This window comes from Cohnella sp., assembly GCF_041640265.1.
GTDB lineage: Bacteria > Bacillota > Bacilli > Paenibacillales > Paenibacillaceae > Cohnella.
Window position 1 is genome coordinate 16,360 of record NZ_JBEQAP010000037.1, and the last position, 22,072, is coordinate 38,431.

The 22,072-nt window shown below is 46.1% G+C and carries 20 protein-coding genes; 16 read left to right on the forward strand and 4 right to left on the reverse strand.

The genetic code is table 11. From position 1 onward, the window contains the following. Nucleotides 1-108: 108 nt before the first annotated feature. Nucleotides 109-1,794 (reverse strand): dihydroxy-acid dehydratase, encoded by a 1,686-nt coding sequence (gene ilvD, locus ACESLK_RS21435; protein ID WP_373231751.1) that lies wholly within the window; start codon nucleotides 1,792-1,794, stop codon nucleotides 109-111. A gap of 243 nt (nucleotides 1,795-2,037) precedes the next feature. Between ilvD and ACESLK_RS21440 the strand changes: the two genes are divergently transcribed. The 6 genes from ACESLK_RS21440 (at nucleotide 2,038) to ACESLK_RS21465 (ending at nucleotide 6,902) form a co-directional block, all read left to right on the forward strand. Further along, nucleotides 2,038-2,340 (forward strand): urease subunit gamma, encoded by a 303-nt coding sequence (locus ACESLK_RS21440; RefSeq protein WP_373231752.1) that lies wholly within the window; start codon nucleotides 2,038-2,040, stop codon nucleotides 2,338-2,340. Between the two features lie 52 nt (nucleotides 2,341-2,392). Beyond that, a complete protein-coding gene (gene ureB / locus ACESLK_RS21445; RefSeq protein ID WP_373231753.1) occupies nucleotides 2,393-2,755 on the forward strand; it encodes an urease subunit beta in 363 nt (120 codons plus the stop codon). Between the two features lie 61 nt (nucleotides 2,756-2,816). Beyond that, entirely contained in the window at nucleotides 2,817-4,523 is a 1,707-nt protein-coding gene (gene ureC / locus ACESLK_RS21450) for an urease subunit alpha (RefSeq protein ID WP_373231789.1), read from the forward strand. Nucleotides 4,524-4,557: 34 nt separating this feature from the next. Further along, on the forward strand, nucleotides 4,558-5,280 hold the full coding sequence (locus ACESLK_RS21455; RefSeq protein ID WP_373231754.1) for an urease accessory protein UreF: 723 nt from the start codon (nucleotides 4,558-4,560) through the stop codon (nucleotides 5,278-5,280). Between the two features lie 34 nt (nucleotides 5,281-5,314). After that, the gene (ureG, locus tag ACESLK_RS21460) at nucleotides 5,315-5,989 is read left to right on the forward strand and encodes an urease accessory protein UreG (RefSeq protein ID WP_373231755.1); all 675 of its coding nucleotides are present in this window, start codon (nucleotides 5,315-5,317) and stop codon (nucleotides 5,987-5,989) included. Between the two features lie 4 nt (nucleotides 5,990-5,993). After that, nucleotides 5,994-6,902: an urease accessory protein UreD gene (locus ACESLK_RS21465; RefSeq protein WP_373231756.1), complete on the forward strand. Its 909-nt coding sequence runs from the start codon at nucleotides 5,994-5,996 to the stop codon at nucleotides 6,900-6,902. A 37-nt stretch (nucleotides 6,903-6,939) separates the two neighbouring features. On the opposite strand, the gene ACESLK_RS21470 is transcribed toward ACESLK_RS21465, so the two are convergent. Then, nucleotides 6,940-7,602 (reverse strand): 3'-5' exonuclease, encoded by a 663-nt coding sequence (locus ACESLK_RS21470; RefSeq protein WP_373231757.1) that lies wholly within the window; start codon nucleotides 7,600-7,602, stop codon nucleotides 6,940-6,942. A gap of 194 nt (nucleotides 7,603-7,796) precedes the next feature. On the opposite strand from ACESLK_RS21470, the gene ACESLK_RS21475 reads away from it, so the two are divergent. From ACESLK_RS21475 to ACESLK_RS21485, 3 genes are all read left to right on the forward strand, one after another. Next, nucleotides 7,797-8,639, forward strand: coding sequence for an alpha/beta hydrolase (locus ACESLK_RS21475; protein ID WP_373231758.1), 843 nt, complete (start codon nucleotides 7,797-7,799; stop codon nucleotides 8,637-8,639). A 157-nt stretch (nucleotides 8,640-8,796) separates the two neighbouring features. Beyond that, nucleotides 8,797-9,759 carry a S8 family peptidase gene (locus ACESLK_RS21480; RefSeq protein WP_373231759.1) on the forward strand — a complete coding sequence of 321 codons (963 nt, stop codon included), beginning with the start codon at nucleotides 8,797-8,799 and terminating at the stop codon, nucleotides 9,757-9,759. Then, on the forward strand, nucleotides 9,756-10,622 hold the full coding sequence (locus ACESLK_RS21485) for a DNA/RNA non-specific endonuclease (protein WP_373231760.1): 867 nt from the start codon (nucleotides 9,756-9,758) through the stop codon (nucleotides 10,620-10,622). Before ACESLK_RS21480 ends, ACESLK_RS21485 begins: the two co-directional genes overlap by 4 nt. Before the next feature lie 152 nt (nucleotides 10,623-10,774). On the opposite strand, the gene ACESLK_RS21490 is transcribed toward ACESLK_RS21485, so the two are convergent. Further along, nucleotides 10,775-11,023, reverse strand: a complete 249-nt coding sequence (locus ACESLK_RS21490) for a hypothetical protein (protein WP_373231761.1) — start codon at nucleotides 11,021-11,023, stop codon at nucleotides 10,775-10,777. Between the two features lie 211 nt (nucleotides 11,024-11,234). Between ACESLK_RS21490 and ACESLK_RS21495 the strand changes: the two genes are divergently transcribed. Beyond that, on the forward strand, nucleotides 11,235-11,582 hold the full coding sequence (locus tag ACESLK_RS21495; RefSeq protein WP_373231762.1) for a hypothetical protein: 348 nt from the start codon (nucleotides 11,235-11,237) through the stop codon (nucleotides 11,580-11,582). Nucleotides 11,583-11,757: 175 nt separating this feature from the next. Continuing rightward, complete coding sequence (locus ACESLK_RS21500) at nucleotides 11,758-12,486, forward strand: 5'-nucleotidase C-terminal domain-containing protein (RefSeq protein ID WP_373231790.1); 729 nt, start codon at nucleotides 11,758-11,760, stop codon at nucleotides 12,484-12,486. Nucleotides 12,487-12,687: 201 nt separating this feature from the next. On the opposite strand, the gene ACESLK_RS21505 is transcribed toward ACESLK_RS21500, so the two are convergent. Then, a complete protein-coding gene (locus tag ACESLK_RS21505) occupies nucleotides 12,688-12,771 on the reverse strand; it encodes a putative holin-like toxin (RefSeq protein ID WP_373231125.1) in 84 nt (27 codons plus the stop codon). Between the two features lie 276 nt (nucleotides 12,772-13,047). Between ACESLK_RS21505 and ACESLK_RS21510 the strand changes: the two genes are divergently transcribed. The 5 genes from ACESLK_RS21510 to ACESLK_RS21530 all read left to right on the forward strand — a co-directional run bounded on the left by ACESLK_RS21510 (nucleotide 13,048) and on the right by ACESLK_RS21530 (nucleotide 22,071). Next, nucleotides 13,048-13,920: a gamma-glutamylcyclotransferase family protein gene (locus ACESLK_RS21510; protein WP_373231763.1), complete on the forward strand. Its 873-nt coding sequence runs from the start codon at nucleotides 13,048-13,050 to the stop codon at nucleotides 13,918-13,920. 1 nt (nucleotide 13,921) lies between these two features. Next, on the forward strand, nucleotides 13,922-14,845 hold the full coding sequence (locus tag ACESLK_RS21515; protein WP_373231764.1) for an HD domain-containing protein: 924 nt from the start codon (nucleotides 13,922-13,924) through the stop codon (nucleotides 14,843-14,845). 108 nt (nucleotides 14,846-14,953) lie between these two features. Next, entirely contained in the window at nucleotides 14,954-15,241 is a 288-nt protein-coding gene (locus tag ACESLK_RS21520; RefSeq protein ID WP_373231765.1) for a hypothetical protein, read from the forward strand. A gap of 165 nt (nucleotides 15,242-15,406) precedes the next feature. Then, nucleotides 15,407-20,101 (forward strand): DUF3320 domain-containing protein, encoded by a 4,695-nt coding sequence (locus ACESLK_RS21525; RefSeq protein ID WP_373231766.1) that lies wholly within the window; start codon nucleotides 15,407-15,409, stop codon nucleotides 20,099-20,101. Nucleotides 20,102-20,319: 218 nt separating this feature from the next. Beyond that, entirely contained in the window at nucleotides 20,320-22,071 is a 1,752-nt protein-coding gene (locus ACESLK_RS21530) for a LytS/YhcK type 5TM receptor domain-containing protein (protein WP_373231767.1), read from the forward strand. Nucleotide 22,072: the final 1 nt, after the last annotated feature.

A 22,072-nucleotide genomic window follows, 5' to 3' on the forward strand; every position in this document is an offset into this window, starting at 1 on the left:
ATGTACTTGAATGAAGTTAATATGCAAAAAAATGGTTGAGCAGAGGTTGCTCAACCATTTTTATTAGTTTATTACTACTTTTTTAATTGCAATTTGGCATAAGGGAAATTACATCTTCATTACGCCGCCAGTGCTTGCGGAGGTAACCATTGCGGAATAACGTGCAAGGTAACCGCGTTTGATCTTTGGCTCAAAGCCCTTCCATTCGGAGCGGCGGCGAGTCATTTCTTCGTCGGAAATTTGCAGAGTGATCGAACGATTGTTAAGATCCAGCTCAATGGTGTCGCCATCGTAAACGAATGCAATCGGACCTCCGTCTGCAGCTTCCGGAGAAATATGACCGATGGAGATACCGCGAGATGCGCCTGAGAAACGACCGTCTGTGATGAGGCCAACTTTTGCGCCAAGGCCCATTCCCATTATTTGCGATGTAGGAGCTAGCATTTCCGGCATTCCAGGTCCGCCTTTCGGTCCTTCATAACGGATGACGACAACATGTCCCTCTTTGACCTTGCCGTTAGCGATACCGGCTAAAGCTTCATCCTGGGAGTCGAAACAAATCGCTGGTCCTTTGTGGTAGCCGCCGACGGATTTGTCGACTGCACCGACTTTAACGATAGAGCCGTCTGGCGCTAAGTTACCGAACAGGACAGCTAGTCCGCCGCGCGCTGTATGTGGGTTATCAATTGTATGAATGACCTCGGTATTCAAGATCTCGCAGCCCGCGACATTTTCGCGAAGTGTTTTGGCGGTTACAGTGATGCAGTCTCCGTGGAGCGCACCTTCTTTTTTCAGAAGCTCATTGATTACTGCACTTACGCCACCAGCATTATGAACATCTTCGATGTGCCAATCGGAGGCTGGAGCAATCTTAGCCAAATGAGGTACCCGCTCCGCGATTTCATTGATACGTTCAATCGGATAATCGATACCAGCTTCAATCGCAAGTGCCAGCGTGTGAAGAACGGTATTGGTTGAACCGCCCATAGCCATATCTAACGCGAACGCATTATCGATCGCTTCTTTGGTTACGATATCACGAGGTTTGATGTCTAGCTTGATCAGCTCCATCAGTTGTTTAGCGGATTGTTTAACGAATTCTCTACGCTCAGGAGCAATGGCAAGTATTGTGCCGTTCCCTGGCATAGCCAGTCCGAGCACTTCGGCAAGACAGTTCATGGAGTTGGCGGTGAACATACCAGAGCAAGAGCCGCAAGTCGGGCAGCCGTATTGCTCGAGCTCCAGTAAGCTTTGTTCGTTGATTTTACCGGCTTGGAAAGCGCCAACGCCTTCAAAAACGTTGGAAAGGGAAATGGATTTACCTGTGGAGTCTTTACCCGCTTTCATGGGTCCGCCGCTGACGAACAACGTCGGGATGTTAACGCGCAGAGCACCCATCATCATACCTGGGGTGATTTTGTCACAGTTGGGGATACATACCATACCGTCGAACCAGTGAGCATTAACCATAATTTCAACGGAGTCTGCAATGACCTCGCGGCTTGCAAGAGAGTAGCGCATGCCGATGTGGCCCATCGCAATTCCATCATCTACGCCAATGGTATTGAATTCGAATGGAACGCCGCCTGCTTCGCGAATAGCTTCCTTAACGATTTTACCGAACTCCTGTAAGTGGATATGCCCGGGAACGATATCGATATAAGAATTGCAGACTGCTATAAGAGGCTTGCCGAAATCCTCTTCCTTAACGCCAGCAGCACGTAATAAGCTGCGATGTGGAGCGCGGTCAAAGCCTTTGGTGATCATATCTGAACGTAATTTTTTATTAGCCAACGATAGCCCCTCGCTTTCTGATCATCGAATTTGTCATATCCTTGATTTTATCACAAAAGCGGAGGGATTGACCAGATAAGTCTTATTGGTTAATCGCATGTTATATTCGCGTTATAAATTGACTATCAATAGTAAATATCTACAAATTATTAATTTATAATGTAATAAAATATGACATGAGTTATTTACTTATCCGTATCTGTTTCCTATAATGGGAGGAAAGCTGGAGGAAGGGGATGTGGCATGAATCTTACCGAACGGGAAAAAGAAAAGCTGCTTATTACGGTAGCGGCGGACTTGGCGCATCGAAGGCTTGCTCGCGGAGTAAAGCTCAACTATCCGGAATGCATCGCACTTATCACGTCCGCCATTCTAGAAGGAGCAAGGGACGGCAGATCTGTCTCTGAGATGATGGCGTACGGAACAACGCTGCTTTCCCGGGATCAAGTGATGGAGGGTGTACCGGAGATGATCCATGAGGTACAGGTTGAGGCGACTTTTCCAGATGGAACCAAGCTGGTGACGGTACATCAGCCGATACCTTAATGATATGTCCATATCCGAGCTGATTTGATCATACCAAGGGGGATTGCGGCAGATGAATCCGGGAGAAATAAGGGTGAAGGCTGGAGAGCTGGAGCTAAACGCAGGAAGACGCACATTAGAAATGATGGTCAATAATCTAGGAGATCGACCTGTGCAGGTAGGCTCACATTTTCATTTTTTTGAAGTAAACCGTTCGCTGGATTTTCCTCGGGAGCTAGCCTTTGGAATGAGATTAAATATTCCTGCGGGCACTGCTGTTCGCTTTGAGCCTGGTGAGGAGAAGCCGATTATACTAACGGAGCTTGGCGGTGCAAAGCTCTCCTACGGCTTAAACGCCCTCTCTAACGGTATTGCTTCAGGCGAAATGCCTCAGGAGGTTGCTGACCGTTTGAAAGAATGGAAGTCCTTAAAGTAAACGAATAGGCGGATTTACATACACATCGTAACGGATACCGAGGAGGAAAGCGGTTATGCGCATGGATCGGCAGAACTACGCGGGAATGTTCGGTCCGACGGCCGGCGATGCTATAAGGCTGGCAGATACGGAGCTTTGGGCAGTAGTGGAACGTGATTATACGGTATATGGCGACGAGTGCAAGTTCGGTGGGGGCAAGGTTATTCGCGATGGGATGGGCCAATCCAGCCGTGCAGTAAGAAGCGAGGGTGTTCTGGATACGCTGATAACCAACGCCGTCATCATAGACCATTCAGGCATTGTGAAAGCGGACATCGGAATTAAGGATGGCCTCATTGTCGGAATCGGCAAGGCAGGAAATCCTGATATTATGGATAGTGTTGATCCAAATATGGTTGTCGGCGCGAGTACGGAAGTCATTGCCGGAGAGGGGAAAATCGTAACGGCTGGTGGAATAGACTCCCACATTCATTTCATTTGTCCGCAGCAGATTGAGACGGCGTTATCCTCTGGCGTTACAACAATGATCGGAGGAGGAACCGGCCCAGCTACAGGGACGAACGCTACGACATGTACGCCAGGTGCCTGGCATCTGAGAAGGATGTTAGAGGCTGCAGAAGCTTTCCCGATGAATCTTGGATTTCTGGGTAAAGGGAATGCCTCGACACTGCCTCCGTTAATTGAGCAGATTGAGGCTGGAGCGATCGGTCTCAAGCTGCATGAGGATTGGGGAACGACTCCTGCTGCGATCGATGCTTGTCTATCTGCGGCTGATCAATATGACGTGCAGGTGGCGATTCATACCGATACGCTCAATGAGGCGGGGTTTGTAGAAGACACCTTGCGTGCGATTGGGGGCCGAACGATTCACACATACCACACTGAAGGAGCAGGAGGCGGCCATGCTCCCGATATTATTAAAGCGGCAGGCGAGTCGAATATCATTCCGTCCTCGACTAACCCTACCAGACCTTTTACGGTAAACACGATCGAGGAGCATCTGGATATGCTGATGGTCTGCCATCACTTGGATAGCAGGATTCCTGAAGATGTCGCGTTCGCGGATTCCCGTATTCGCCCTGAGACCATTGCTGCAGAAGATATTCTGCATGACCTTGGCGCATTCAGTATTATCAGCTCTGATTCGCAAGCGATGGGCCGAGTAGGAGAAGTCATTATTCGGACATGGCAAACAGCGGATAAGATGAAAATGCAAAGAGGTCCTTTGGATGGAGACGATGAGCAGGGAGACAATGAACGGATAAAAAGGTATATAGCCAAATACACGATTAATCCCGCTATCGCACATGGGATATCTCACCTAGTGGGGTCGCTCGAGATTGGCAAGCTTGCGGATATCGTCATCTGGAGCCGTGCCTTTTTCGGGGTTAAACCCGATATGATTCTCAAGGGCGGAAGCATCGCGCACGCCCAGATGGGCGATCCTAACGCTTCCATCCCAACGCCTCAGCCGGTGTTCGGGAGACCGATGTTCGCATCCTATGGCAGATCTCTGACGCAAAGCTCGATTACCTTCGTTTCCCAAGTGGCATTCGATAAAGGGATTCCTCAGCAGCTTGGCCTGCAGAAAAGAATTGAACCGGTTAAGAATTGCAGGAATATCGGGAAGAAGGACATGATCCGGAACAGCGCAACTCCTCATATCGAAGTGGATCCGGATACGTACAAGGTTATGGTTGATGGTGAGCTGGCGATTTGCGAGCCTGTCTCGGTTGTTCCCATGGCCCAAAGGTACTTCTTATTCTGATGAAGAATTGAATAGGGGAGGGAGGCGGATCGTAGTGTTAGAGAGTAACGGCGGCGAGCAAAGGCCAGACACTTGGCTAAGCTTACAGCTGCTGCTGGATTCCGCGCTGCCTATCGGCAGCTTCGCTCATTCTTTCGGATTGGAATCGCTCGTGCAAGACGGCAGGGTAAGTGATGGAGCAAGCTTGCGCTCCTACTTAGAGGGCATGCTGCGGCACAGCTGGGCGACTAGTGATTTGATGATTGTTAAAGCAGTCTATGCCGATGGCGATCACGGTAATGAGGGAAACTATTTATACGCTTATGAAATTGAGAAGCTCGTCCATTTCCAAAGATTAGCTCCGGAATCCCGGGATGGGATGGAGAAGATTGGCCGAAGATTAATTCGGCTCGCTCCTGAGCTGTATCCAGGGGTGAACTTCCGTCCTCTGCAAGAAACGATTCGAGCAGGGGGCAGCTTTGGCAGCTTTCCGCTTGTATACGGAATCATCTGTCACACGCTAAGGGTTCCGCTGCGGCAAGCGGCAGAAGGGTACCTTTATACCTCGGTCGCTACCAGCGTGAACGCGGCTCTGCGGCTTATCTCAATGGGACAGACGGAAGCGCAGCGGTTGACGGCGGCTTTATTCCCGGCAATAGCGGAAGCATGGGGAGCTGTCAGCGGTATGGATCCTTCGGAGGCGTATAGCGGGATGCCGCTGTCAGAGCTAGCCATGATTCGCCATGAAACCTTATATTCCCGCTTGTTTATGTCTTGATCTAGAAAAATGAAAAATTGCGGAGGGATCGCTAATGTGCCAAGGAAAAGAAGGACATCATCATCACGAATGGGAAACGCCGGCGGCTCAGAGCGGTCGCCCGATGAGAATCGGCATCGGAGGTCCGGTTGGATCCGGGAAGACTAAGCTAGTTGAACAATTGGCGTTTCAATTGAAGGATAAGATTAATCTGGCCGTCATAACGAACGACATCTATACCAAGGAAGACGCGCGTATTTTGTCCGACTCAGGCTGTTTGCCTAACGATAGAATCATCGGGGTTGAGACAGGAGGCTGCCCGCATACGGCTATTCGCGAGGATGCTTCCATGAATTTCGAAGCGGTAGAAGAGCTGGAGCATCGCTTTCCCGATTTGGACTTGATCCTGATTGAAAGCGGTGGAGATAATCTGGCGGCTGCCTTTAGTCCGGAGCTTGTTGACCGATTTATCTATATTATCGACGTTGCCCAAGGGGAGAAAATTCCGCGCAAAGGCGGTCCCGGCATCATGAGATCCGATCTGCTTATTATTAACAAGATCGATCTTGCACCTTATGTAGGCGCTAGCTTAGAGGTGATGGAGCATGATTCCCGCCATATGCGCGGAGAGAGACCATTCGTGTTCACGAATCTATTCGGCGGCCAGGGGCTCGATGTCGTTACAAGATGGGTGGAGCAGGAGACGGGTCGCCATGCGGCCGTAGTTTAACGCTATGGTATCAGTCGCGGCAGTCCAGAATACGAGCGGTAAGCTCCCTATAGTTGAGAGATTGTCGGAGCTGCGCGCGGTTGCGGGGCTGAGGGGTGGAAGAACGGAGCTCAAATCCCGATACCATACCTCTCCGCTTAAGATTGCCAAGACTTTTCCCTTAAATGTTGGCGGCAATCTGCAGCTTGCGGTTGTTCAGATGGACGGCTCGCCAGGCCTGCTGGAAGGAGACAGCTATCTGTTCGATTGGCATGTTGAGGAGGATTCCAAGCTCTATGTAACCAATCAGGCCTATACGCGAGTGCATCCATGCGAGGCTGGCCACTCTAAAATTGTACAGCGGCTTTCGTTAGAGAAAGGCGCTGTGCTGGAGTGGATTCCTGAGCCAATTATGCTGTTCCGCGATGCAAGGTTCGTGTCCGAGACGGTTATTGAATTGGAGGAGCGCTCGGTATGCGTATTAAGCGATATCTTCTGTCCGGGCAGGTTATCGCGAGGAGAGGCTTTCCGCTTCCAAACCTATGATGCCAAGGTTTCGGTGAAATACAAAGATGAGCTTATTCATTATCAGCGTCAAAAATGGGAGCCTGCGTTACTGCCGATCGATAGTGCCGGATGCTTCGGAAGCTTTACTCACATGGGTGCTTTGTCTGTTTTCTCTGATCTTATTACACCAGAGGTCGTCACAAAGGTTCGGGAAAGGATAGAAGGGCTGACGGGAATTCCGGATGGGGTTTCCTGGGGGGTTGCACGCACGGCAAAGTATGGTCTAGTCGTGCAAGTTGCAGGTCATGCGGCTTGGAAGCTGCAGCGCCTGCTGCTTAAAGCGTGGGACAGTGTGCGCTTTGAGCTGTTAGCCCAGCCTCCTCTAAGACTGCTGAAGGAAGCTTGGATGTCGAGCAGCAATGAATAAACATACTCAAAAGTAGCCTCGTTGCTTTGCTTCGGGGCTACTTTTGCTGTTCGGGAAACAAATTGGCTAGTCCTGCGAATGGCAGGTTTTCGTAATGGTCTGTTTTGTACACAACCTCGCTATCCACTCGCGGTTCCTCGCTAAGCTTGTTATGGCGGAACTGGAACTGATCATATAGCTTCACAAGGATTTGCGCGGTGTTGAATGCATCATCCAGTGCCCTGTGGTGAGAGCCCGCGAAGGGGATTTCAAGCATTTCGAGGGCTGGCTTTAAGCCCATTTGCTGATGCTTCTCAAGCTTGTATACCTTGGATAACATCTTCTGCAGATTATTGTGATTAACAATCCACTCCGTCTGGATTTGATGCTGCCGGCATTCTTGGACAAGCTGTCGCAGGTCGTCGGGTCCCCATGCGCACAGGAAATATTCTTCCGAGCCAATCCATTCCGAATAGTCGCGGATCACTTGGGGTAAAGTGCCGGCGCCGTTAACATCCTCTTGTGTTATTCCGGTAAAGGTAGTTGTATCGGCGGTTAATTGCGGGACGATAACAGGCTTTACGAAGGATTGGAACGTCCCGATAATTTGGGGAACACCATCAACCATGCCAACCTTTGCAGCCCCGATCTCAATGATCTCGGCAATTTGACCTTTTTTACGTCTTACGGTCATCTCTAAATCATATACGATAATGGTCAATTCAAGCACCTCAGGAGCATCTCTAGATATATTTCGTACCTCTGTTATTATAGTCCTCCGAGAAGCATTTGTCAGGGCATAAAAAATAACCAACAAAAAAACAGTCCGCCTCATAGGTAATGATTGATTACCATGGAGCAAGAAAGAAATTTTTGGACATCCTTAATTAAAAAAGTAATTAAGGTGATAACTTGATGACTTACATGGAATTTGAGTGGCGGTACATCGATGGAACCCGGATGTTCGGGTGCGAATGGAAACCGGCCGGCGAACGATATATAAAAGCGACAATCGTAATTGTGCATGGGATGGGAGAACATACAGGGCTCTACGCCCATGTAGCGGAAACGTTAACAGCTGATGGTTACGCCGTGTTTGCTTTCGACCAACGCGGGCATGGACGTACGGAAGGAAAACGCGGGGACATCCGTTATTACGAAGCGCTTCTTGATGGTGTGGATTTTCTGCTCGCCGAAGTGGATCGACGGTACCCGGACTTGCCAAGATTCCTCTATGGACACAGCATGGGAGGGAACGTAACGATCAATTATTTGCTGAAGCGAAAGTCGAAGTTGACCGGAGCGATCGTAACGGGGCCATGGCTTAAGATTGTACCTAAAGGGGTTTCGCGGCATTTGGCCGAGCGGATCCTGAAGCGAATTTACCCTCGAAATAGAAATACCCGTCCCTTGACAACAGATCAAGTAACATCCGATTCCGAAATGATCAGGAATAACATAGAGAAGGATACGTTGTGTCACGGGAAGGTTACTGCCAGATTTTTTATCAACGTACAACGGGCCGGTTTGTGGGCACTTGCCCAAGCCAAGGAACTGTCCGTTCCGTTGCTCCTTCTTCACGGAGGTGATGATAGAATCACCTGCATCAAAGCGAGCAGGCAATTTGCCGAACGTGCATGCTCTCTCTGTACATTCCAGGAGTGGCCCGGCCTCCGGCATGAACTTCATAACGAGCTTGGACGGGAGGATGTGTTCGCTGCCGTTATCCAATGGTTGAACGAACTTCTAACATCATAGAGATGACAATAATCGACATCAAATTTGAATAGAATAGTCCAGTACTCTATAACAAATATACTCCCATGGTAACTGTAATATCCTATTTAGAATTGATAAAATAATAGCAACATCATGGGTTGGCTTCAATTTATTAATCTTATAGGGAGGAATAAAAATGGAGCGAACAATTCATGTGATTCCGTTTCAAGTGATTGATCATGCAGATAAGGTCAATGAAGTTCCTAAAGGTGTGGAAATGATTCAAGCCCCAAAGATCTGGGATCAAACCAAAGGGGAGGGCATAACGATTGCCATATTGGATACAGGCTGTGATATTACTCACCCTGACTTAAAGGAACGGATTGTCGGCGGAAGAAACTTCACGAACGATGACGGAGGGGACACTGGTGTATACAAGGATTACAATGGGCATGGTACCCATGTTGCTGGGACGATCGCTGCAACAGAAAACAATAGTGGTGTAATAGGTGTAGCCCCTGAGGCTAATCTGCTCATAATCAAGGTTCTTGATAAAAATGGTTCTGGTCAATACAAATGGATAATTGATGGTATTCATTATGCAATAGAACAAAAAGTTGATATCATCTCTATGTCTCTTGGCGGTCCAGAAGATCTTCCTGAACTCCATGAAGCCATTCAAAAAGCGGTCACCAACAACATTCTTGTGATTTGTGCCGCAGGCAATCAAGGGGATGGCGTTGATTCTACAGATGAATTTGATTATCCAGGTTGTTATAACGAAGTGATAAGCGTAGGCGCAATTGATTTGGAGAGACGCTCTTCCAATTTTTCAAATTCAAACAATGAATTAGACTTAGTGGCGCCTGGCGAGAAAATTTTATCAACCTATTTAGACGGAAAATATGCTACATTGAGCGGAACTTCCATGGCTACGCCACATGTTGCCGGTGCAATGGCTCTGATAAAAGTGCTTGTCAATATAAGCTTCGAACGGAATCTCACAGAGCGTGAGCTGTATTCACAATTAATAAAAAGAACGGTGCCATTAGGAAATTCTCCAAAACTTGAAGGCAATGGACTTGTCTACTTAGATGTAATGGACGAATTATCAGAAGTATTTAATAAACAATTTGTCGCTAAGTTGCTGAGTGTATGACGACGACTCCGAAAGGGTATGACCCGCAGTTTCTTGGAACCGAATATACCGTTGCTTTCCCAACATTGATGGGAAGGACGAAGAAGAATGCGTTAAATAATGGAGAAATCTTTCATTATACTCACTTCTCCCTCGTGATGAACAAGGAAACCAAATTCGCTATTTATTCCGCAGCTATTATCGACCAATCTAGACATCGTGATATTCAGCGTGATAATAATGACTGGCATTACGATACTCGGATAGGCGTGCAAAATCAGGTTGGAAACGAATTGTACGAGCAGAACGATTGGGATCGAGGTCATTTGACCCGCCGTAATGATGTATGCTGGGGAGAACAAGCGGAGCAAGCGAATTACGATTCTTTCTGTTGGGCTAACATTATACTGCAGCACCATGAGTTCAACTCAGGCGTGTGGAATAAGTTGGAGAAGTGGGTATTGGATTATGTGAGACATGACCAAAAATTGATTGTTACCACAGGCCCCGTTCATAAGGATACGGATAGTGAGTATTGCGGTATACATCGATATTCAGGGTGTGAAATTAAAGTGCCTTATGGTTTTTGGAAATCGATCACGTTCATCGATCAAGATCGGAAGACGCGCTCGCTGGCTTTTATCATTCGGCAGTACGATAACACACCGCAAAATGTGAACAGCGGGCTCAAGCCGTTAAAAACGTATCAGGTTCCGCTCACGACTGTTACAAGAGAGACGGAAATCGAATTCGACCAAAAGCTATACGAATCGAATCCATTGTTCTTCTTCAGAAATTCGATAACGGAGGCTAGAAATATTCAAACCCCTGAAGCTTATCTCATTGAAGAGCAGTCGGATTTGATCGTAGATCGTAATCTTTAGGACAAACATTGTGCCCTCATACCGTTATAAATTAACGACTTTATCAAGCGTGCCGCCCTTTTTAGGGGGTACGTTTTTGTTATGTGAAGAGATTAATATAAATTTGTACGATTTTCGATCAATAAAAAAACCAACAATAAGGTTGCTGGTTCTTAAGGAATCAAGTTTTTATACTTTTCCACCCAAGTTTCTTGCTCAATTGATCGAAGAACCAATTTTTCCAGCAATCGCTCGTGCCTTTCTTGACTTTCTTGAATAGCTGTAACTTGCCCAACAATCTTGTGAATATCCAATGAGATGGCGTTTATTTTCGCATCTGACTCGTCAATACGATTAACTACTGCTGAAGTTATTAGTTTGAGTTCTTTTAATTGTTCAAGGATTAAATCTAATTTATCCAATGTTTACCCGCCGTTCTATGAGAAAGGAACATCTTTTAACGATTATACCATATGAAATGGATCGGTAGGAACAAATCAAATAGATCATCTAGACGTTGGGAATTAATTCGAAAAGTTACAGCGATACGCAATTCAATTCAAGTCTAGGTCAAGTAAATTGTCCTAAATCATTCTCTTTTACATAAATATGGTGTAGAGGAGAGTGAATAAAATGGACATTAAGTTAGAGCGTTACTATCAATTGAAACAATTACAAAAAAAGATAGAGCAAGAATTATCTGAGTTGCGAACTGAAATAACGAAATACTGTGAGCAAGAAGGAGTCTCCGAGGCTGAAATCGGAAGTTATAAAGTAAAGATCGTGTTTCAGGACAGGAAGGAATTTGACGAGCAAAAGCTCTATGAAGCGCTGCCCGACCTTGAACTATGGCGCATGCTTTCCAAACCTGATCACGGCAAAATTTCGGGTTTGCTCAAACTGAATGTTATTACAGAGGAAAAAATCAAGGATACGTTTATGGTAAAGACAGTTCCAGTGCTTCAGGTTTTTAAGATCTGACAACACAGTGACTTCAGATTAACTGTTATAAACCATCGGAAGATAAAAGTCGACTCCCCTAATAGAGGAATTCGACTTTTTTCCTATACCGCTCTTGTTCCCGCTATCAGATATTTGACTACCTTGGAAACTTTGTTTAATAGAAGAGTACCTCGCGCTAACCGTAATCGGGTCGATCGCCGATACCCTTCGGGCTTATACGGAAGCTGACGCGGCGTTGATTAATGGCGGAGGCATTCGCGCGGATCGGGTGTTCCCGGTCGGCAACCTGATCAAGCAGGATATCATGGATGCGATGCCGTTTACCAACTATGTGGTGAAAATCGAAGTGAGCGGTGAAGCGTTGCTGAAAGCCCTTGAGAACGGAGTCAGCGAGATTGAGAAAAGCGCCGGACGTTTCGCGCAGGTGAGCGGGATGACGTACAGCTTTAATCCCGATTTGCCGGCGGGAAGCCGTATCGTCAAATCTTCAATTGGCGGCCAGCAGATAGATCCCAACAAAACGTACACGCTTGCGACCGTGGATTTTATTGCGAATGGCGGTGACGGATATGAGATGTTCAAGGGTACTAAGGTGCTTCTTGACGCCAATGCAGGTCCGCTGTTGTCCGGTTTGATCATTGATACGATCCAGAAGGCAGGAACGATCGCGCCGAAAGCCGACGGCCGTATCATGGTGAGCAAGGAAGAACCGACAGCCGAACCAGTCGTACCTTCCGAACCTACCGAACCTACCGTATCTACCGTATCTGAGATCATCTACACAGTACGCAAAAACGACTGGTTGTCTAAGATCGCGCCGAAATATGGACTGACCTGGCAGGAGCTGGCCGCGTACAACAGCTTGTCCAACCCGGATCATATCGTTGTTGGCCAAAAACTCCGTATTCCGGTTAAGGGATAGAATCTTGGGGTAAATTATGGAGTCCCCTATTAAAGCGGATTATTTATTTTTAATTCCTAACGTGTTATATTAGAGTTAGCAAATGCGCAAAATGCAAAGGAGCCGTGCTGATAACACGACCCCCGAGCACACAGCCGCTTCAAAGGCAGTCGGCTTCGGATATGAGATCAGGAAATGACCGTTATCCTAGACGAGGGGCGGTCATTTCCTTTTGTGGAATGAAAGTATAAGTACAACCAATGTCGCGAATGAAATCATTAGCGTCAATGCTTGGAATACCTCCATGCATCACCTCCCTTCCGGGAGATTAGCCGACCGCCCTCGCAAGCCGTTCTCTGTGCTGGAATTATTATATCATAGAACATACGAACGTTTATTCTGTTTAGTAGCTGGTGAGCTGCTATTAGAATACTCGTTTTTTTTGTTTGAGATAACATGTTATAGGAAAAAGCAGGATTCACTCATCACTTTGTCGAAAAGGGACATATTCCCTTTTTCATCAAAGGAGTGCAGAGGGATGGCGAGGATGATTGTCCGTGAGTCATATGCAGGGGGATTTTCATGGATCAATTAACTGTTTCATTAGTCTTCGTGTACGGCAGTTTAAGAAAACACGAAGGTAATCATCGACTTCTAGAGTCAGCTCAACTGATTAGCAGTCAGTGCTCTACGGAAGGTTATCTCTATGACACCGGACATGGCTATCCGGCGTTGGTCCAGAATCATAAAGGTCGGGTTTACGGAGAGCTGTATCAGGTTTCACCCGGAATTTTACGACGGCTCGATGCTCTAGAAGGCTTTTATGGAGAAGGCAAAAACAATGATTATGAACGGGTAGTTCAATCGATTCAAACGGATACGGGTGTGAAGGAAGCGTTCGTATATGTTTATCAGCAGTCCAAAGTTATTGGTTTGGAGCCTATACAGCTCGGGGATTGGAAGTTCAACCGGGTACAGAAACAAAACAAGGATATTTATTACTTTGCCTATGGATCATGCATGGATGATGAAAGGTTCAAGTCCAAGAATAAGGAGCACTTTTTTCAACATGTACTAGGAAGAGGGCGACTCGAAGGATTTTCCTTAAAATTTACATATAAAGCATACGACGGAGGAAGAGCGGACCTGGTAGAGACCGGGGGTACGGTTGAAGGAAAGGCTTATCTCATCTGCATGGAAGCCTTGGAGTATCTCCTCGAGCGAGAAGGAGTATATAGAAATAGATATAGACCGGCCTTTGTCGATATCTATATAGGAAACAAAATGGAAAAGGATGTACTGACTTTCCTTGTGATCGATAAAGCAGAAGAAGAGATACCCCCTCCTGAGTACTATCTTGAAGAGATTCTGCGAGGCGGAAAAACGATTTGGTCGGCAGAATATGCCAAACGATTTGAGGTTGAATTACTAGAAAAGGGAATGAGGAAAGAATAAGATGAAGTACTTAGGAGTGCCATCTATGACCCTTATCGATCAAGCAATCGAATTCGCTGCCAAAGCTCACCGAGGTCAGAAACGCAAAGGAACGAAGATACCCTATATCAGCCATCCGTATGCTGTTGGGATGATCCTGCAACAAGCAGGCTGTGAAGAAGAAATCATAATATCAGGAATCTTACATGATACCCTGGAGGATACCAAAACTACCGAGGAAGAGCTGCTTACGTTATTCGGTCCTGCTGTGCTTGAGATTGTGAAAGGATGCTCGGAGCCGGATAAGGGAGCATCATGGGAAGAAAGAAAGCAGCATACGTTGGACGATCTTAAAGATGCTCCTATGTCTGTCCGGCAGGTAGCTTGTGCTGACAAACTGCATAACATCCGTTCGATTAAGAGTGATTTGGCCAAAATTGGGGAAGAAGCGTGGACGAGGTTCAAACGTGGAAGTGAAAGCCAACGTTGGTACTATACTGGGCTAGTAGAAAGTCTGGGATATACGGAGCGATTTGCGTTGTTAGATCAGCTTCAGGATGAAGTTGATGTTGTATTCGGTACCCCACTAGAAAATCCGGAATGGCAGAAGCTGCGCAGGAATAAGAAGTTCTTCGACCTCGCGTTTAGAACGGCATATCTAGACCCTGCAAAACTCGAGAAGTTAGAGCCGCAGCTTAACCAGCTTGGGGCATTGGAAATCACTCAACTCGTCCATACCCGATCCTATCCGATTCATCCAAGCTACGAACAGAGCTTCGATGAAATGGCTGAATACTTACAGGAGCGAGGAATTGAGTTCCAGTCCAATAGCGATAGTTCAAAATTTCTGATCGGGTTTAGTACTGCTTTGAAGCATTTGTTAAACCTGTATCCTCACGAAGTGTTTCATCATTTCAAACGGAATATGAAACGCAGGAGATTGTAGGAGGAAATAAGAAGCCGTGCTCCAACCTGATTCAAAACAAAAAAATACGTTTAATAATGGGTGTTTCCAATAAGTATAAGCTTTTATTATTCGGGAGGGTTGATCGACATGCCGAAAGCCGTGGATGTTAACCTGGATGCCAGCGAGATGGTGTTGAAAGTAGCTAAGGAAAGTGACCATCAAACGATTGAATACAGTAAACTCGACCGGCTGGTGATGGTGAATGAACCGGTGAGAAAGCTGTTTCGAACCGTTGGGATCAAAGGAATTGAAGTACAAGTAAGAGGAATGGAAGAACCTTTCTTAATTACCAGCAACGAGGTTGGAGACTATGATCATATCGAAGGGTACCTGCTGAAGGTCGCCGAGAAATACGATGTAGCGGTCGAGCATTAAGAAATCCGAAAACACATTAACAGAATAAGTGTTATTTAATACTTAACGACCATCCCCAGATGGTCGTTATTTCGTTTTTTTTCGCAGGGGTTTAGTAAAAAACTGTCGAATGAAGTACAATCACTGTAGAACAGAAGCAATATGTTTAACCGCGGAGGAATGATTGTGACTAATATAACAATACAAAAAAAGCTGGAGAAAGCCCGTCAAGAATTACTTGATTTAGGGCTGCGGAATCCACTTCTTAACTATCGTACCTTAAAGGCCAGAGGGTTGGATATTACTCAAGAGAAACCAGAGCACGTATATAGAATATTGGTTTCTGACAAGAAGAAAATGTCATTCTTAGAGGTGTCCAATGTGGCCAGTCGACCAGATTCGGAACAGATAAACCTTACTAAAGCAGAAGCGGGTTCACCTACTGAGGACAGCGAAGCACTGCAAGCACTGCAAGCATCCTATGTGGATCGGAAGCTTCAAACGAACTATACCGACAAGCAATTGGAGCATAGACTTCTAAATACATATCACTTGGCCCGAACTTATATTGAAGAACAAGGGGTTAATATACTTTATATAGCGCTTGGAATGCTTCATTGGTATGAGGCAGATAACAGCCAGGAGCCTAAGAAAGCTCCCTTGATCTTGGTGCCTGTTCAGTTGGAGCGGGTAAGTGCCAGAGAGCGATTCACGCTGTCTTATACGGAGGATGAGATCGGTCATAACATCTCCTTGGCAGCCAAGGTGAAAGCGGATTTTGGTCTGGTGATCCCTGAGCTGACAGATTTGGATGAGGTGAGTATTCCCGCTTATTTTGATTCCGTAGAGAAATCTCTCGAAGCCCAAAGAAGATGGACGATCGATCGCGATTCCATTGTGATCGGCTTTTTTTCATTCGGCAAATTTCTTATGTATAGGGACCTGGATATTAACAATTGGCCAGAGCATTCTCGGCCGGAGGAGCACCCGGTCATTACGGCATTGCTGGAGGACGGCTTTCGTGAACCGCCTTCAAGCATAGGTGAGAATGATCATATCGATCAACACTTCAAGCTCAAGGATGCCCATCACATCATGGATGCGGACAGCTCGCAAATCATGGCCATTCTTGATGCGAATCAAGGCCGGAATATGGTCATCCAAGGCCCGCCGGGGACAGGTAAGTCCCAGACGATTACTAATCTTATTGCCGAGGCGATTGCTGCTGGTAAGAAGGTGCTGTTCGTCTCTGAGAAGATGGCGGCGCTTGAAGTGGTTAAACGCAGACTAGATTCAGTGGGACTTGGTGTTGCTTGCCTGGAGCTCCACAGTCACAAGACGAATAAGAAATCATTATTGAATGATCTGGCAGCTACTCTGGATCTTGGCAGACCTAAAAATCTTAACGATGGCAATGTGGAGCTTCTAGAGCAAATGCAAAATCGTCTGAATCAATATTCCGTTGCTGTGAATACAGAAGTAAGCCAAACGGGGGTTACTCCATATCAAGCGTTAGGTAAATTGGTTGCTGATCAAGTCAAGTTCAAGAATGTCACGTTCCCGAAAGTAACCATTGACTCTATTGGGAGCTGGACTCCCGCACAATTTACTAAGAAAGATGCTCTGATCGACGAGCTGCAGAATGTTCTTAAATCACTGGGGATTCCTGCTATACACCCATTCTGGGGAAGTAGGAAGAAGGTATTGCTGCCCTATGAATCGGATTCCATCACACAGTCCTGTATGGAAACCCTCGATAACACGACAAAGCTGACAGAGAAGCTGTCTGAATATGCACATGAAGTGAAGCTTCCTCCGGTTGAAGATATGAAGAGCACCCAAACCTTTATTCAAATTCTCCAGAGAGGCATCAGTTCTCCGGATTTAAGAGGAGTGCAAATCAAGTCCGAATTATGGCTTAAGAAGTATACCGATCTAGAGCAAATGGTCACAGCCGGTCAAGTATTCACTAAGCTGTATGAGAAGTATGCTGGGTTGTTAATTCCCGAAGCGTGGGACCAAGATTTATTCATGACAAGAAAGTCAATCGTGACGTACCAAGACAAATGGTGGAAATTTCTTTCAGGGGATTATCGGAAAGCCAAAAATAACATTGTAGCGTTGTTCAAAAATCCCAAGGATAAAACTATTCGCTTATTGGATGTTGTTGATTCCATTATGGAATCTCGCCGCTTAAAGGAAGCAATCGATCAGTTTAGTGCAACCGCCAATGAGCTTTTCCCTTCTGCTTGGAGGGGGACTTATTCGGGGTGGGATCACATTGCAGCATTAATTAAATGGGTTCCGTCGCTGCTCACGGATATCAAGAATGGTGTATTGCCAGAAGGGGTGTTGGATTTCCTTACCCTTGACACCGATAAGAAGAGACTTGCTGAAATCGTGTCTGATTCGGAAAATCTTATAGCGGCAGCCCAAAAATCAATGAAAAAGCTTGAACAGCAACTGGAGTGGGATAGCGAGCTGAGATTTGGAAGTAATAAGAGTCTTAAGGATCAGCCCTTTGATTCTATCGTTCACATCGCAAGGGTATGGCAGGAGCGAATTTCCGAATTGCACGAGATGATCTCTTACAATAATTTGTCGCAAATTTGCAATGACGAAGAGCTGCAGCCTTACGTATTGTTATCACGGGAATGGGAACAAGCTGCGGAATTTCTGTTGAGCTGTTACCAATGGAATTGGTACAACTCCATTATCTCGACAGCTTTTCAAGAGCGGCCGGCACTTTCCGGCTTCGATGGGAGCAGACATAGCCATTCCGTCCAGAAATTCCGTGAATTGGACCGCGCCTACAAAGAATTCAACCGATTGAAGATTGCCGAAGATCACTGGAAGAAGCTCCCCCACCATGAGGCTGGCGGTCAACTAGGCGTGTTGCGTCGTGAGTTTGAGAAAAAAACAAGACATCTGCCGATTAGGCAGCTGATGTCTAAGGCTGGAAATGCCATTCAAGCTATTAAACCTGTCTTTATGATGGGACCCCTATCTATCTCCACCTATATAGAACCGGGAAGTCTGGAATTCGATTTGGTCGTATTTGACGAAGCAAGCCAAGTAAAACCGGTTGATGCTTTCGGGGCTATTATTCGTGCGAAGCAAGCCATAGTCGTTGGAGACAGTAAACAAATGCCGCCGAGTAACTTTTTCGATTCCATCGCCAAAGATGATAACGATGATGATGAGGATAACTTCGTCGCGGATATGGAAAGTATTCTGGGACTGTTCGTTGGACAAAATGCTCCTCAACGTATGCTCAGATGGCATTACCGCAGCCGTCATGAATCGTTGATCACCGTATCTAACCACGTATTTTACGATAACAAATTGGTAGTGTTCCCGAGCCCAGATTCTGACAAAAGTCACTCTGGCCTAAAGTATAACCATTTGTCCGAGAGCCATTATGATCGGGGTCGTACCCGAACGAACAAGCTCGAAGCTAAGGGTGTTGCCCAGGCTGTTATGGAGCATGCAAGATCGCATCCTCATCTCACATTGGGTGTGGCGGCCTTCAGCATGGCTCAAATGCAGGCGATTATTGATGAGTTAGAGGTTCTTCGGCGGTCTGAATCAACCTGTGAGGCTTTCTTTTCCAAACATGCTCACGAACCATTTTTCGTAAAAAATCTCGAAAATGTTCAAGGCGACGAGCGGGACGTCATCTTCATTAGTGTTGGTTACGGAAAAACTGCGGAAGGTTATCTAGCCATGGAATTTGGTCCCCTCAATCGTGAAGGGGGAGAACGCAGATTAAACGTATTGATTACTCGGGCGAGGGTGCGCTGCGAGGTATTTACGAACTTAAGCTCGAATGATATTGATCTCAACCGATCGGAAGCCCGCGGAGTAAAAGCATTAAAGACTTTCCTCAAATATGCAGAGAGCGGAAGCTTGGATATCCCCGTTGTAACAGGGAAGGATTTTGATTCGGATTTTGAGGAAGCGGTTTGCAAGTCGCTGCAGGAGCTTGGTTATGAGGTTATACAACAAGTAGGCTCGGCCGGCTTCTATATCGATCTTGCCGTTATGGATCCGTATTCGCCGGGAAGATTCATGCTTGGGATTGAGTGCGATGGCGCGACTTACCATAGTGCCCGTTCCGCAAGGGATCGTGATCGGTTGAGACAAGAAGTGTTGGAGGGACTCGGTTGGACCATTCACCGAATTTGGAGTACAGACTGGTTCAAACAACCTGAACGTGAGTTGAAGAAAGCTGTGGAAGCGATAGAAAGAGCAAAAATTTTATCCAAGACGCAGCCTGCTAAAATAGACACTAAAGCTGTTCAGGACATTCAGAGAGATGAGTCGCTGGAGAAGCATCAAGTAGCCGACGTAGTTCCCTATCAAACAGCAGAAGTGACGATCGAACTTGGTGAGAGAGAATTTCATTCACTTTCAGCTTCAATAGTAGCGTCGTGGGTGTCTCGAATTGTCAGAGTTGAAAGCCCGGTGCACGTAAGTGAAGTAATAAAGCGTATTTGCGATGCAGCCGGTATCAAGAGAGTTGGAAGTAGAATTCAAGAAACGATTGAGAGGTCATTTACGATTCTAAGTGAAGTTAGAAGGAAAGGAGACTTTCTCTGGTTAAAGGACATGGAAGTACCTATTATACGGGACCGAAGTGATCCTAATTTGAATAAAAAGGTACAATTCATAGCTGCTGAAGAGATTGCTCAAGCTATAGTAAAAGTTGTTAAAGACTCCTATGGGGTGGAAGTTGATCATGTTGCAACAGCAGTGTTTCAAGCCTTAGGTTTCGCGCGGATAACCGATGAAATGAAAGAACGGATCAAACCCATTATCAGCGATTTGATACAGAGTGGGGTTTTGATCTATAAAGGAACTGTTTTAGTTAGGGGTTGAAATGGCTAAGCGAGGCGCTTGCTGTTAAATCATTGGAGCACGATACGGATATACGAGAATTAAGACGAGCGAGATAACGAATTTACTCATAGATCCTGAAATCGCATTGTCGATTCAGGATCTTTTATTCATTTTCAAAGCTCATCAAAAAAAGTGTTTGATTTCTCTCCTTATCTGATAATATACAGTTTATCCACACTTAGGAGGTTATCTCAACCATGTGGGCTTTACTTATCCTAATGCTGGAAAGGCTTGGCATTATTGTGACCGTGGCTTTCGTCGTTACAAGATTCGGATTTATGCGAAAGCTGCTTGAACGCAGACAAGTGACCCTTAGACAGCAGCTTCTAGTGATCATACTATTCGGTGTATTCGGCATCATAGGTACATTCACGGGATTTATCATTACTGAGGATGGGATCAGCACTGACAGATGGGCAAGAGCCTTAGGAGAAGAGGAAGCGATAGCGAATTCTCGGGTGATCGGTGTCGTCGCAGCCGGATTGCTCGGCGGGATGAAGGTTGGCATAGGCACAGGACTCATCGCTGGCCTTCATCGCTTTTCTCTAGGAGGTTTTACGGCATTTGCTTGTGGATTCGCAGCCGTTATTGCAGGATTAATAGCTGGATGGATCCATCGCAAGCTTCATGGAAGACTGGTGTCAGTACCCGGAGCATTATGGATCGGAATGTTGGCTGAAGCTATCCAGATGATATTGATCTTAATTCTATCTCGTCCTTGGTCAATGTCTTATGAGTTAGTGGAGAGAATTGGACTTCCGATGATCTTAGCCAATGGGATCGGCAGCGCGTTATTCATCTTGATTATTCGTAACGTAATCAGCGAGGAAGAGAAAAGCGGTGCCGTTCAAGCACAAAAGGCGCTGCGTATTGCTGGAGTTACACTTGAGCACTTGTCCAAAGGTTTGACGCCGACTACGGCACAATCCGCCTGCGAGATACTGATCCATGAAGCGAATGCCAAAGCTGTTGCCATAACGGATCGTCAACATATATTGGCGCATATCGGCTTAGGCTCCGATCATCACCGATCAATGGTATCTATACGAACAGAGGCGACCCAGAAAGTGTTGGATTCCGGTGAATTGCTTGTTGCTTCGAATCCTTTGATCGGCTGCAGTGATGCATCGTGCCCTTTGCGCGCCGTTATCATTTCCCCATTGAAAAAAAGCGATGAAACAATCGGAACGCTAAAGTTTTATTTCTCCTCCGAGAAAGAAATTAGAAATGTCGACCTTGAGCTCATCAAGGGACTTTCCACCTTGTTCGGACAGCAGCTGGAGCTGGCGGAAATTCAGCACTTCCGACAATTAGCAAATGCAGCGGAAATTAAAGCTCTACAAACCCAAATTCAACCGCACTTTTTGTTTAATGCGATGAATACGATCGTCTACATGATTCGGGTGGATCCTGCGAAAGCCAGAGCACTGCTTATCTCACTTTCGCGATATTTTCGGCAAAATTTATCGGGTACCATTCATTCCGCGATTTTCCTAAGGAAGGAATTGGAGCATGTGAAAGCTTATTTGCAAATCGAAGAAGCTCGGTTTAATGATACTTTACAAGTGAATTATCAAATTGATGATCGTTTGTTGGATGTGAAGCTGCCTTCATTAACACTACAGCCGCTTGTGGAGAATGCAATAAAACATGGACTTCGAAATCTTGAGCAGGGAGGTACACTAACTATCAGCGTAGAACCTAGTGACCGTGGTGTACTGATTAAAGTAACTGATAACGGGATCGGCATGGAGAAAGATATTCTGGAAAACTTATTAACTTCTGTCTCCTCTGTAACGGAGGAGAGTACAGGGGTGGGTTTGTACAATGTGAACCGCCGATTAGTTATGACGCTTGGGGAAGAAGCTGGAATCAAGATAATTAGCGAGTCAAGAAGAGGCACTGTAATTTCATTCATAATTCCTGATCAGGAAAGGAGGGAAATCTAAC